We start from the raw sequence: 12,960 nt of genomic DNA, 5'->3' as shown, positions 1-12,960 counted from the left end.
GGAGGAACCATGTCCCTGACCCTGCTTCCCGCCGTCGATGTGCGCGACGGAAAGGCCGTGCGCCTGCGCCAAGGCGAATCCGGCTCGGAGACCGACTACGGTTCGCCGCTCGAAGCGGCCCGCACCTGGGTCGAGGCCGGCGCCGAATGGATCCATCTTGTCGACCTCGACGCGGCCTTCGGCACGGGCGACAACCGCGCCCAGCTGCGCGCCATCGTCGGCGAACTCGGCGACAAAGTCAACATCGAGATGTCCGGCGGCGTGCGCGACGACGCCTCGCTCGACGCAGCGCTCGAGGCCGGCGCGGCCCGCGTGAACATCGGCACCGCGGCGCTGGAGAACCCCGAATGGACGCGCAAAGCCATAGCGAAATACGGCGACCGGGTGGCGGTCGGCCTCGACGTGCGCGGGCACACGCTTGCAGCCCGCGGCTGGACCCGCGAAGGCGGCGACCTCTTCGAGACGATGGCCATGCTCGACGACGCCGGCTGCTCGCGTTATGTGGTCACCGATGTGGCTCGCGACGGCATGATGTCCGGTCCGAATCTTGACCTGCTCAAGGAGGTCGCCGAACGCACCGAGGCCAAGGTCACGGCCTCCGGCGGCATCTCCAAGCTCGACGACCTCAGGGCCATCCGCGAGCTCGCCGGCCTCGGCGTCGATTCCGCCATCCTCGGCAAGTCGCTCTACGCCCGCGCCTTCACGCTCGAGGAAGCGCTCGACGTCGCCAAGTGAGCCTGCGCTTGGCGCTCTGAGTGAGTGAATGAGATTCTTGCCATCCTGGGTGGAAGCAGACCTTCTTTGGGCATCCTGAGCGGAAGTTTTCTGTCATCCTGAGCGGAGGCCGTAGGCCGGAGTCGAAGGATCTCGGTTGGCGATGAGATCCTTCGACTCGCTTCGCTCGCTCAGGATGACAAAGGGCACTCACTCCGCGCAGGGCAGCTCGCCCGACTCGATGAGGTCCATGAACACCTCGTAATCGGCTTCGTTCTGGTCGGCATAGGAGTCGGAGAACGAGGCGAGCGCCTGATCGAAATCGTCCCCGTCGCCCAGATAGCCTGCGATGGCGACCGAATCGCCGGAGCGCGCATGCGCATGCGCCAGGCAGCGTGCGCACAAACGGCTCAGATCGGACAGCTCCAGATAGTTGAGCTTGTCGAGATTGATTGAACCCTTGCCGTTCCACAACTGGCGCACGTAGTAGTCGCGCTTGCGCCCGTCCTCGGCCAGAAAACTCGACCATCCGAGCAGCACATCGGCCGTGGATTGCAGCAGCTTCTGCCCCTGCACCACGCGCTCGCCATGCGTCGCATAAGGGGATGCGCCGCAATAGTGTTCGAGCACGGAATACGTCGCCTCCTTCATCTGCAGCATCAGCGGGTCCTCGATATCGCGGCCCACCCACACCGAGGCCCAGGCGCGCTGGCCCACCGAGCCGACGCCCACGACCTTGCGGGCCGTGTCGTGATACTGGTAGTGGTCGAAGACATGGCGGCGGTCCTCATAGAGCGAGTTGCGGTAGCTCTCATAGAGGTCGTCGATGCGCCCCTGCAATGCCTGAAGATCCGAATAATCGGTCAGCTGGTCGATCGGCACCAGCTCCGGCGGATCCGACTTGAAGCGCAGCCGTCCATCCACGAAACGGGTGAGCTTGGCCGAGGCCGCGTCATTGTCGCGGGTGACGGCCTTGGCGGCGGCCGCGCGCAGCGTGCGGTTGCGTGTGCCGGACTGCGTGCCCTCGTAACGGTCCAGCGACTCGGTGACGTCCAGATGGTCATACCATGCGTCGAGATAATCCATCTCGCTATATGACTTGATGTGCTCGCGGTAGGAGCGCACGCAACGCATCACGGCGGCGCGGCGCTCCTCCGGGTCCAATCCGATGGAACGCCCGCAGATCTCCACCGATGCCGCCAAGCGCTTGATATCCCACTCCCAAGGACCGGTGGCGGTTTCGTCGAAATCATTGATATCGAATACCAGACGGGCCGAGGGGGAGCGGAACATGCCGAAATTGCCGATATGCGCGTCGCCCACGCATTGCACGGGGATGCCGGTGATCGGCGTTGAGGCGAGGTCGTTGGTCATAATCAGCGCCGTGCCACGGTAGAACGTGAAGGCATTCGCGCTCATGCGCTTGTATCGCAACGGAATCAGATCCTGCACACGGATCACGGACTGCTCCTCGAGCAGGGCGATGGCCTCGCGCCGGCCGGGCCTGACCTGCCAGACGGCGTGCGCGGCGAACGGCGCCTGTTCGCGCCGGTCCCGGCCCATGCGCGTGCGTCCCGCGGGGGAGTCCGCCTGCTTCCAGCCGCTCAGATCGACGGGCGGGTGTTCGGATGGGGTGATGTGGCTTTCCTCGCTCATGGTCCCACCATAGCGCGGCATCGAGGCGCGCGACGTTAACACGTCCCTTACACGGACGTGGAACCATGGGGAACTATGGATAAGCAGCAAGAGTTTGCCCTGCGCACGGTGGAGGAACGGGACGTCCGTTTCATCCGCCTGTGGTTCACCGATGTGATCGGCACCTTGAAGTCCGTGGCGATCGCCCCCGCCGAGTTGGAGGCGGCATTCGAGGAGGGACTTGGCTTCGACGGCTCGGCCATCGAGGGCATGACCCGCGTCTCCGAGGACGATATGGTCGTCAAGCCGGATCCCTCGACCTTCCAGATCCTGCCGTGGCGCGGCGGCCCCCAGGGCACGGCGCGCATGTTCTGCGACGTGCTCACCCCCGACGGCGAGCCCAGCCTCGGCGATCCGCGTCACGTGCTCAAGCGCACACTGGCGAAGGCCAAGGAGAAGGGCTTCACCTTCTATGTGCACCCGGAGATCGAGTTCTACCTCTTCGAGCACCAGGACGATTGGTCCCAGGTGCCGGTGCCGATCGATGAAGGCGGCTACTTCGATCACGTGCCGCGCAGCCCCGGCATGGATTTCCGCCGCGCCACCGTGAACATGCTCGAGCAGATGGGCATCTCGGTCGAGTATTCGCATCACGAGGGCGGCCCCGGCCAGAACGAGATCGATCTGCGCTATGCGGACGCGCTGACGATGGCCGACAACATCATGACCTTCCGCACCGTGGTCAAGGAGATCTCGCTTGAGCGCGGCATCCACGCCAGCTTCATGCCCAAGCCGCTCGCCGACGCGCCCGGCTCCGGCATGCACACGCATCTGAGCTTGTTCGAAGGCGATTCGAACGCCTTCTATGAGGCCGGCCAGGAGTTCAATATGTCGGCGACGGCCCGCCAGTTCGCGGCCGGCATCCTCGCGCATGCGGCCGAGATCTGCGCCGTGACCGACCAGTACGTCAACTCCTACAAGCGCCTGTGGGGCGGCAACGAGGCACCCAGCTATATCTGCTGGGGTCACAACAACCGCTCCGCCCTGCTGCGCATCCCGCAGTACAAGCCAGGCAAGGGCAATTCGGCGCGCATGGAGTTCCGTGCGCTCGACCCTGTGGCCAATCCGTATCTGGCCTATTCGGTGCTGCTGGCCGCCGGCCTCGACGGCATCGACAAGCAGATGACGCTCGGCGAGCCGACCAGCGACGACGTGTGGGAGCTCACGGACGCGGAGCGCCGCGCCATGGGCATCGAACCGCTGCCCTCCTCGCTGGCCGCCGCCCTGAAGGTCATGGAGAAATCCGATTTCGTGGCCGAGGTGCTGGGCGAGCACGCCTTCGAGTATTTCCTGCGCAACAAGCGCCACGAATGTGAGGAATACAACCGCCAGGTCACGCCCTACGAGCTGCAGAAGTATCTGCCGAAGCTGTGAGCTTCGGCAGATACCCTCGCGGCAAAGCCGCTCGCCTCACCTACGGGACGTCCACTGGACGTCCCGTTTGACGGTTCGGTGCCTTAGCTGTGAGCTTCTGCCCCACGGTTCGTGAGCAACGCCCGCCCTGTCCCCGCCGGACAGGGCGGGCGTTATCATATCCGGCGTGCATCAGATGAACCAGGGGAAAGAACGCTTCTTCACGTTGCCGGTGATCGTGCTGATCGCCGGCAGCTTCATGCTTGGCATGAGCGAGTTCGTGATGGTCGGCATCCTGCCCGATGTGGCCCGGAGTCTGAAGGTTTCCGAGGTGACCGTGGGCAACCTCGTGTCCGTGTTCGCGCTGTTCTATGCGCCCTGCACCCCGCTGGGGTCGGCGCTTTCGGCGCGTTTCCCGCGCTTCGCCACGCATATGCTGCTTATGGGCGTCTTCCTGGCGGGCAACCTGCTGTGCGCGCTTGCACCGAATTATCCGGTGCTGCTGGTCGCCCGGCTGCTTATCGCCGCGGTTTCCGGCACGTTGGTCGCCATCGCCATGACCTACGCGCAGGATGTGACGGCCGACCACTATCGCACCAAGTTCATCGCCTGGGTGTTCTCCGGCTTCTCCATTGCCTCGGTGGTGGGCGTGCCGGTGGGCACGTGGGTGGCCGATGTATTCGGCTGGCGCGTCACGTTCTGGCTGGTCTTCGTGCTTACGGCGGCGCTGATCGCGCTGATGGCGTTCGTGCTGCCGCGCAACTCGCATATCGTGCGCGTCGGCTTCATCCGCCAATTCCGCTTGTTCCTCGACCGGCGCATCCAGCTGGGCGTGCTCGCCGTGGTGTGCGGCGCCGCCTCGTCGTATGTCTTTTACACGTACCTCTCTCCGATCATGCGCGATGAGATCGGCGTTCCCACGTCGATGCTCAGCGTGGGCCTTGTGGTCTTCGGCCTGGCATGTCTGTGGAGCAATCTGCGCAGCGGCAAACTGGCGGAGCGCGGCCGCGGCGTGGAGCCGCTGGCTCGCCTGCGCCCGGTGTTCCTCGTGCATACGGCGGCCCTGTGCTCGCTGGCGTTGGCGGGTATCGTGCCGATCTACGGCGCGGTGCTGCTTGTGGCGCTCGGCATGCTCATGTATCTGTTCAACTCCTCCTCGCAGGTGCTCTACATGGACGTCGCGTCCTCGTCGCATCCCGGTTCCCTGAACCTCGCCGCTTCGCTCAACTCGATGTCGTTCAACATCGGCATCGCCGTGGGTTCTGCGGTCGGAGGTCTGGTCAACGACCATCTGGGCCTGGTCTGGCTCGGCCCCTTCGGCGCGGTGTTCGCGCTGCTCGCCGCCGGTATCGTCACATTGCTGCGCCGTGACATGAAGCATTGAGCTCGGGAATCGATCATCCCGTCATTCCGGCGGAGCATTGCGCCATTCTGTTGGTTGTTTTGGGCTTCTGTAGGTAATTGCGAGCTGAGATCGGTATGGAAACCCTTGATTTTCCAAGGGCCCCATACCGGTCTACATGCAGGTGACCACCAACAGAATGCCAAAACAACCAACAGAAGCGTCTTACCGCCGCGGATCGCCGAACCAGCCGGCGTAGATCAATGCGAAATTGCGGTTGCCATAGCTTGAACAGGCATCTCCCGAGCCTTCGCCGGCCTCAAGCGCAGCCTGGTTGGGCTGATATGGCGTGTAGATGTAGAGCAGCGCCGTGGCCTTGTTGTCGATCCACACCTCGGTGCCGCCGCAGCCCGCGTCAGGGGAATAGGGCACGAAGTTGAGCCGCCCCTCGCGGTAGGAATAGCGGTCCTGATGCGCCTCGTAATAGCGGAAGCGCTTCGCCGCGCCATAGACCTGACGGAAGAAGCCGGCATAGGCCGGGTCACAGCGCGCGTCGTCCGGGCAGCTCAGCCCCATCGCCGACTTGAGCTGGAAGGCGTCGGGCGCGGGGGCGGTGACCAAGTGCTGCTCCTTCTGCAGCATGGTGAGCAGCACCTTCTGGCTGATGCCGCAGGCGCGTGCCGACTGATCGATGATTGCGGCGGCCGACTCGCCCTTCGCGCCCGCATAGTCCTGGCACAGGCCTTCACCCGACTCGTTTTCCGTGGCGAAGGTCATCGAAGCCAGCGCCCCGCCCTGCTCCTCGAGGAAGGCCTGCACCTCGGCCTGGCTCATGGCGGAGCCGTTGAAGAACTGGGCATCGGAGATGATGTCGCCCGGGTTGAAGTCATAGTCGGCCTGCATGGTCAGCTGCGCGCGTTCGGCGGCGCGCACCTCGCTCCGCCATTGCGCGAAGCGCACGAGTCCCATGACCAGTGCCATGACAACGATGACGGCCACGGCGCCGGTCAGGGCCATGACGGTGCGTTGGCGCAGCCCGGCCTTGCGCCAGGTGCGCCGGATATTGCGGCACAGGCGTGCCGGCGATGGACGCTTGACGCGCGTGTTGGTGTGGGTGTTGGTGTGGGTGTGGGTGTTGGCGTTGGCGCGGGCACGGGCGCGCTGGGAACGACCTTCATGACCTGGGCATGCGGCGGTTCGATTCCCGCGGGCGTGGTCACGCTGGGAACGACCGGCCTGTGGCCCGGCATCGCCTCGCCCACGCCGGCCATGCCGATTCTGCCCCGCTTTGCCGTTCCGTTCGCTCACGCTCACTACTCCATCCGCGCCTTGAGCGTTGCGTTGGCGTCATCGTCATATCCCGTAAGTGTGAACTCCACGGGTCCCTTCTTCTTAAGCACATAGGCCAAGGTCGCGCGGGTCTCCACTCCCGGCAGCACAAGGCGGTTGCGCGACTGCTCATCATATCCTTCGGTGCCTTCGTCCAGATAGGCGATTTCCAGTTCGGTCTTTCCCTGCTTGGCTTGCAGCGCTCCCAGATCCGGCAACCTGACTGGTTTGTCCGAATCATTGACCCACGTGAGCGTGACGATCACCGTGTCATTGCCCTCATAATCCGCCGGTCCGGCCTTGATGGAGTCGACGCGCGCCGAGCCGATGGGACGCGCGGGATAGCCTCCGGTAAAGGTCGTCATGCCTTCGCGTGAGGTGTCACCGGTCTGCGGCGCGGTCGGCAGCGAACTCGAATCCACCTGCGTCAGTGATGCGCCGGCCGAAGCGTCGGCGGGAATGCCGTCAAAGGTGAAGGCCGAGACGACGCCGGCCTTCCGGTAGCTGTCAAAGCGCACCACCAGCGGCGTCGCGTCCTCACGCAGCTGGAAGACATCCATCGCCGTGACGGTCGCGCCGGCGGCGACGTCACGGCTCAAGGCGTTGCGATCGTATCCCTGGGGCACAGTGTCGCCGTATTCGGGATACAGGTAGGTGTGGTCGAGCGCCAGCCCGTTCTGGAACACCGCGAGCTCTCCAAGCGAGTTGATCGAGGTGCGGCTGCCGGTGTTGGTGACCGTCAGCGTGATGATCACGGTGCGTTCGCCGGTCAGGGAGTCCCGCTCGCCGAGGGAGGCTCCCGCGATGGTGATGTCAAGCGATTTGCCGCCATAGGAACTCACGGTGCCGACGCGTTCGCTCACTGCCTGCGCTTCGTGGTCGTCGTCACCGGCGGCGTTGGATTCGTGCGAGCCGTTTCTCTCATCGCCGGCCGCATCATTGGCGGCATAATAGGTGTCTTGGCCCGTGATGGGGAAGGACGCGGGTTGAGAGGATATCGCCGTGACAAGGGCGGCGACGGCGATGACCACCGCGATCGGCGCCATGATGCGTCCTCTGCGGCGGCGTTTGGTGAAGGTACGCGCGAATGCGACGATGGCCAGTGCGATCGCAGGCCAGGCCAATGCGGCCGTTTCCTCGAGTCCGAAGAAATCATCGGACTTCGAATAGGCGAGGGCCGCCAGAACGATCGCCAGAAGCGCGAGGAAGGAGAACGGACGATCCTGTGTCTTGCTTTGCGTTTCGGAGGATGTACTGTCAGTCTGCCAGCCATCGGGATGGCTAGATTGCGAAGGCTGTGCGGACCGTTCGGGCGTTGGGCCGGCGGCGTCGCGCCGGGGCATGGTCTGGCCGTTCCGGGACGCGGTGCGGACGGTGCCGGTTGGTGGTTTGGATTGTGCGGAGGCACTCCGCTGGTTCTTGGCGGCGTTCTGCCGCTTCAGGGCCCGGGCCGCACGCCGGCGGGCCTTTTGCTCCGCGCGGTCGCGCAGTTGCTGGTCGGCGTCCACCTGCTTCGACAGACGCGCGGCCTCGGCGCCTGGCTCGATATACGCTGGTCCGTTGTCCGCATCGAATGGCGATATGTATGCCCGCTGGCGATCGGTTCGACTCATGACTGACTCCTTGGCTTTGCGTCTGCCTTCCGGTGGCGGGGACTAACGCAAAGCCTTCTTGATGCGGTTGAGGCTGATTGGCGCCGGGGTGCCGAGCTCCTGTGCCCATAGGGAGACATAGAACTCCTCGAGCATCCACCGGGCCTGCTCGGCCTGCTTGGCCAGCGCCTCGTGCCGCGGGCCGGCCGGCTCCGCCTTGGCCTTGGCCTGCGCCGCCTCGACCAGTTTGCGCGCCTCGTCGGCCTCCCAGGCCCAGCGCACATCGCGGTTCTTGTCGGTTTTCGCCTTGGCGAGACGCAGCTCGTCGGCATGCAGATAGCGCTCGATATGCCGCAGGGAGCGCGGCGGCGCGGCGCCGATGAAACCTTCGAAGACCAGCGTGGCGATGTGCTCGCGGATCGACTGCAACACCGACAGCATCGGCAGATCGGCTTTGCCGGACGTGGCTTTGTCGACCTCGGCGTAGCGTTTGAGTATGGCGATGACATCGTGGGCGACCGCATAGACGGTGTCCTCGTAGATCTCGCGCACATCAAGCACCGCGTCGGCCAGCGCCGCGTCGTCGGGCAGTGTGTCGACCTCGGGCAGCAAACGCTTGACCGCGGCCAGCTGCAGGTCCTCGACCAGCGCTTTTGTGGAGGCGTATGGGGCGGAGGCGAGCATCAGGGCCTCGCCGCCAAGCCAGCGCGAGGAGATGCGCCCATCGTCGAGCCGCAGCGCATCAAGGGCGCCGCGCCAGAGCATCGTGGCGCGCGACTCGGTGGTGGCGCCGGCGCGATGCAGCAGATTCGCCTGTTCGACGAGCTTGCCCGCGTCGCCGGCCTTGGCGGCCTGACGCTTGACCATCTGGCGTGCGGAAGCCTCGGCCTGCTCGGCGAAGCGCCGCTGCAAGGCTTTCAGATCCTTGCCGGTGCCGACCACCTTGACCGGGCCACGCCCGCCGCGGCGTCCGCGATGCCGGCCTTGCGGCGTGGGCAGCTGCTGCTCCACCGAGAACGTGACCTTGAGATATCCGGTGAGCCGTTCCCATAGGTCGCCGGAAAGCACCTCGGGATGGATCTGCGCGCCGACCGTGGCGATGGCCGCCTGCGTGAAGGCGTGCGGCAGATCGGGGTAGGCGGTCGCAGCCCCGTCGTCCGCAACTGGAGGCAGATTCGGTTTGCTTCGTTCGCCCGAGCCCGGCAAAACCGGATAATGCTCGTCAATCCAGTTGCGGATGGCGCGAGCCGCGTCGGGCGCGGGCACGAACTGCACGCGCAGCGCCTTCGGCAACGATTTGATCAGCCCGAGCAGCAGCTCGTCGAGCAGACCCGGCACATTCCACGTGAACTGCTCGGGCGTCAGGCGGGAAAGCACCTTCAACGGCACATGCACGGTGACGCCGTCGGCAGGATCATGCGGATCGTAGACATAGCTCAGCTTGAGGTCGATCGGCGAGCCGTCGGTGCCGAGCGTATGCCAGTGGTCGGGGTAATCCTCGAGACTCACCGCGTCGTTCTCCGCCAGACGCTCCACCTTGCTCGGGTCGAAGTCGAGCAACGCCGGCGAGGCGACATGCTCGTCCTTCCACCACTTCGCCAAGTCGGCCACCGAGGTCACGTCCGCCGGAATCACGGACTGGTAGAAGTCATACAGATCCTCGTCGTTCACGGTGCCGACCAGGCTGCGGGTGCGGCTCGCATCCTCGGCGGCCTCCTCGAGCACGTCGCGGTTACGCGCCACGAACTCATCGTGCGCGAAGCCGCGCTGGATATCGCCCTCGACCAAGCCCTGACGGATCAGCAGATCGCGCGCCTGCATCGGGTTGATGCGCCCCCACTGCACCGTGCGCCCCTGCACGATCGGCAGACCGTAGAGCAGCACCTTCGATTCGGCGACCGCCGAGCCGCGCGAACCGGACCAATGCGGCTCGCCATAGGTGGTGCGGGTGAGGGTGCCGGCCAGCGGCTCGGCCCACGCCGGGTCGATGACGGCCGAATAGCGGGCCCACAGGCGCGAGGTCTCCACCAACTCGGTCGACATCACCCACGAGGGCGTCGCCTTGGCAACGGCGGAGGCAGGGAACAGCGCGAAATGCGTGCCGCGCGCGCCCTGATAGTCGTTCTTCGCCATCTTCTGCGCGCGCTTCAGGGCCCGCGCCCGCGCCGCGCCCTTGAGATTGGCGTAATCCGAGGCCTTCGGCTCGCGCACCACCTGCATGCCCATCATCGACAGCAGGCCCGCCAGCATCGAGCGATGGATGCCCTCGGCGTCCCACGAGCACACCAGCGCGTGCGCGGCTTGCTGGGCCAGCGGCAGCTGACGGATCTCCAGCGGCGGGCGGGAGATCGGGTGGGGCTCGCCGACCTTGAACTTGAGCTCCTTGCACATCTGCCTCAGCTGCGCGACCAGATCCTTCCACTGGCGCATCCTCAGCCAGCTGAAATACTCGGTTTTGCAGATGCGGCGCAGCGCGTTGTTGCTCGGGTCGCCGTCGGCCTGGAACACGCGGTCCCAGATATTGAGCGCCGTCAGGAAGTCGGAGGACTGGTCGGCGTAGCGGTTGTGCAGGCGGTCGGCCTCCTCGCGCGCCTCCTCGGGGCGTTCGCGCGGGTCCTGCAGGCTCAGGAACGCGACGATGACCAGCACCGCCGCCAACGTGTCGGGCGTCGTCGAACGCGCCGCCTCGACGACCATGCGCCCCAGGCGCACGTCGATCGGGATGCGGGCCAGCTGCCGGCCGATATGCGTCAGCGTCACCTCGCCGCGCTTGCGGCCGATCGCCTTGAGCTCGGTCAGCTCGTTGAAACCGTCGGAAACGGCCTTCATATCGGGCGGGTCGATGAAGCCGAAGCCGGTCACATCCTCGGCCGTGCGCGCCACGCCCACCGACAGCATATGCAGCACCACCGCGCCCAGCGAGGTGCGCAGGATCTCCGGCTCGGTGAAACGGGGGCGCGTCTCGTAATCCTCGCGCGAATACAGGCGGATCGCGATGCCGTCGGCCACGCGTCCGCATCGGCCCGAGCGCTGGTCGGCGCTCGCCTGCGAAATCGGCTCGATCGGCAGCCGCTGCACCTTCGCGGTTTTCGAATACCGCGAGATACGGGCCGTGCCCGGGTCGACGACATAGCGGATGCCGGGCACGGTCAGCGAGGTCTCGGCCACATTCGTGGCGATGACGATGCGTTGGTGGGTGTGCGCTTCGAAGACCTTGTGCTGGTCGGCGGACGACAAGCGGGCGTAGAGCGGCACGATTTCGATCGCGTCCGGGCGGCGCATATCCGCGGCGCGCGGGCCGTAATGGTGGCGCAGGGCGTTCTCGAAATCATGGATGTCGCGTTCGCCGGAGGCGAAGACGAGGATATCGCGGGGGCCGCGCTCATGGCTCGAATGGATGACCAGTTCGGCGCAGGCGCGCGCCACGGCCGTCGGCATATCGCCGATCATATCCTCGGCATACTGCGCGTTGCGTCCGCCGCGCCCGGAATGCTCCTCGCCGGCGATCGCGCCGGCCAGCTCCTCGTATCCCTCGTCGCCGGGCCGTGCGCCCACGGCGAATCCTGGCACCTCGCGCATCAGCGCGGGCGCGGTGCCGAGCGGTTCGTAGACGACCTCGACCGGATAGGTGCGTCCCGACACCTCGATCACCGGCACCTTGGCGTTCAGCGCGTGTTCGAAATGCTCCTGGAACTTCACCGAATCGATGGTGGCGGAGGTGATGACGAGCTTCAGATCGCGGCGGCGGGGGAGCAGCGCCGTCAGATATCCGAGCAGGAAGTCGATGTTGAGGCTGCGCTCATGCGCCTCGTCGATGACGATGGTGTCGTATTGGTTGAGCTGCGGATCGCGCTGGATCTGCGCCAGCAGGATGCCGTCGGTGACGACGCGCAGACGGGTCTTCGGCGAGCTTTCGTCGGTGAAGCGCACCTGATAGCCGATTTCGTCGCCGAGGCGCACACCCATCTCGGAGGCGATGCGCTCGGCCACGGTGCGCGCGGCGATGCGGCGGGGCTGTGTGTGCACGATCTGATGGCCGTGCGTGCCGCGGCCCAGTTCGAGCAGGATCTTCGGAATCTGCGTGGTCTTGCCCGAGCCGGTCTGGCCGGAGACGATGACGACCTGATGGCCGCGCACGGCCTCGGCGATGTCGTCGCGCGCCGCGCTGACCGGCAGCTCGGATGGGTAGTCGAATCTCATGCTCTCCCTTTATTCATGCAAAACTTCAATGATACGGAAGCCCTTGGAGCTGGCGTATTTGCCGACCTCATATCCCTCGCCGAGCTGTTCCGCCAGCCAAGGGATCAGGGAGTCGGCGCCGAGGTTCTTCTGCACCACCAGATAGGCAGCGCCCGTGCCCGGGGTCAGGCGCGGCAGCCAGGTCATCAGCAGCGTGTGCAGCGTCTCTTTGCCCACGCGGATCGGGGGATTGGACCAGATCAGGTCGAAGGTCGCGTCGGCGTCGGGCTGTTCGCATGGTAGGGCCTCGGAGGAAGGCTGTTCGGCCAGCGGCGTGCCCGTCTCGTCGGTCAGCACCACATGCACGTTCGCGCAGCCGTTGCGCCGCGCATTGGCGGCCGTGAGCTCCACCGCGCGTTCGTTGACATCCACCGCCCACACCTCGGCCTCGGGCGATTCGAGCGCCATCGACAGCGCCACCGGCCCCCATCCGCAGCCCAGATCAAGGAAACGGCCGCGTTCCGGCGCCTCGGGCGCGCGGCGCAGCAGCACCGAGGTGCCAAGATCCAGCCGCGAGCCGGAGAACACCCCGTTCGACACCTCCACCGCGCACTCATGCCCGCGCAGCGTCACCGTCAGTTCGCGCCGCACATCCCGCGACGAAGGCGTCGCTGCGAAATACTGGTCGGTCATATGCCTGCCTTCCCTATGCCTTCCCCGACGGGGCGTCATGTCTTCTCACACGATGATAATAAA

At 65.6% G+C, this 12,960-nt stretch carries 8 protein-coding genes; 3 read left to right on the top strand and 5 right to left on the bottom strand.

Features of this window, described 5'->3' with window-relative positions; all coding sequences use genetic code 11:
* The first annotated feature begins 9 nt into the window (after positions 1-9).
* Positions 10-735 (top strand): bifunctional 1-(5-phosphoribosyl)-5-((5-phosphoribosylamino)methylideneamino)imidazole-4-carboxamide isomerase/phosphoribosylanthranilate isomerase PriA, encoded by a 726-nt coding sequence (priA, locus tag AC1AUD_RS02395; protein ID WP_476571685.1) that lies wholly within the window; start codon positions 10-12, stop codon positions 733-735.
* 189 nt (positions 736-924) lie between these two features.
* Here the strand turns inward: priA and AC1AUD_RS02390 are convergent, their stop codons facing one another.
* Positions 925-2,370, bottom strand: coding sequence for a DUF2252 domain-containing protein (locus AC1AUD_RS02390; protein WP_476571683.1), 1,446 nt, complete (start codon positions 2,368-2,370; stop codon positions 925-927).
* Between the two features lie 75 nt (positions 2,371-2,445).
* Between AC1AUD_RS02390 and glnA the strand changes: the two genes are divergently transcribed.
* Together glnA and AC1AUD_RS02380 are read left to right on the top strand one after the other, a co-directional pair.
* On the top strand, positions 2,446-3,783 hold the full coding sequence (gene glnA / locus AC1AUD_RS02385; protein ID WP_476571681.1) for a type I glutamate--ammonia ligase: 1,338 nt from the start codon (positions 2,446-2,448) through the stop codon (positions 3,781-3,783).
* Positions 3,784-3,958: 175 nt separating this feature from the next.
* Positions 3,959-5,146: an MFS transporter gene (locus AC1AUD_RS02380; protein ID WP_476571775.1), complete on the top strand. Its 1,188-nt coding sequence runs from the start codon at positions 3,959-3,961 to the stop codon at positions 5,144-5,146.
* Positions 5,147-5,329: 183 nt separating this feature from the next.
* Here the strand turns inward: AC1AUD_RS02380 and AC1AUD_RS02375 are convergent, their stop codons facing one another.
* From AC1AUD_RS02375 to AC1AUD_RS02360, 4 genes are all read right to left on the bottom strand, one after another.
* A complete protein-coding gene (locus AC1AUD_RS02375; RefSeq protein WP_476571773.1) occupies positions 5,330-6,178 on the bottom strand; it encodes a hemagglutinin in 849 nt (282 codons plus the stop codon).
* Positions 6,179-6,417: 239 nt separating this feature from the next.
* Positions 6,418-8,046, bottom strand: a complete 1,629-nt coding sequence (locus AC1AUD_RS02370) for a DUF5067 domain-containing protein (protein WP_476571679.1) — start codon at positions 8,044-8,046, stop codon at positions 6,418-6,420.
* Positions 8,047-8,088: 42 nt separating this feature from the next.
* Complete coding sequence (locus tag AC1AUD_RS02365) at positions 8,089-12,225, bottom strand: DUF3418 domain-containing protein (protein WP_476571678.1); 4,137 nt, start codon at positions 12,223-12,225, stop codon at positions 8,089-8,091.
* Positions 12,226-12,234: 9 nt separating this feature from the next.
* Positions 12,235-12,897: a class I SAM-dependent methyltransferase gene (locus tag AC1AUD_RS02360; RefSeq protein ID WP_476571677.1), complete on the bottom strand. Its 663-nt coding sequence runs from the start codon at positions 12,895-12,897 to the stop codon at positions 12,235-12,237.
* Between the last annotated feature and the right edge of the window lie 63 nt (positions 12,898-12,960).

The sequence above is a fragment of the Bifidobacterium sp. LH_730 genome (genome assembly GCF_056355835.1).
This window is presented reverse-complemented; position numbering and strand designations above follow the sequence as displayed.

Coding starts and splice junctions, on each gene's coding strand:
- priA (WP_476571685.1), top strand. CDS start 10: ATGTCCCTGACCCTGCTTCCCGCCGTCGATGTGCGCGACGGAAAGGCC.
- AC1AUD_RS02390 (WP_476571683.1), bottom strand. CDS start 2,370: ATGAGCGAGGAAAGCCACATCACCCCATCCGAACACCCGCCCGTCGAT.
- glnA (WP_476571681.1), top strand. CDS start 2,446: ATGGATAAGCAGCAAGAGTTTGCCCTGCGCACGGTGGAGGAACGGGAC.
- AC1AUD_RS02380 (WP_476571775.1), top strand. CDS start 3,959: ATGAACCAGGGGAAAGAACGCTTCTTCACGTTGCCGGTGATCGTGCTG.
- AC1AUD_RS02370 (WP_476571679.1), bottom strand. CDS start 8,046: ATGAGTCGAACCGATCGCCAGCGGGCATACATATCGCCATTCGATGCG.
- AC1AUD_RS02365 (WP_476571678.1), bottom strand. CDS start 12,225: ATGAGATTCGACTACCCATCCGAGCTGCCGGTCAGCGCGGCGCGCGAC.
- AC1AUD_RS02360 (WP_476571677.1), bottom strand. CDS start 12,897: ATGACCGACCAGTATTTCGCAGCGACGCCTTCGTCGCGGGATGTGCGG.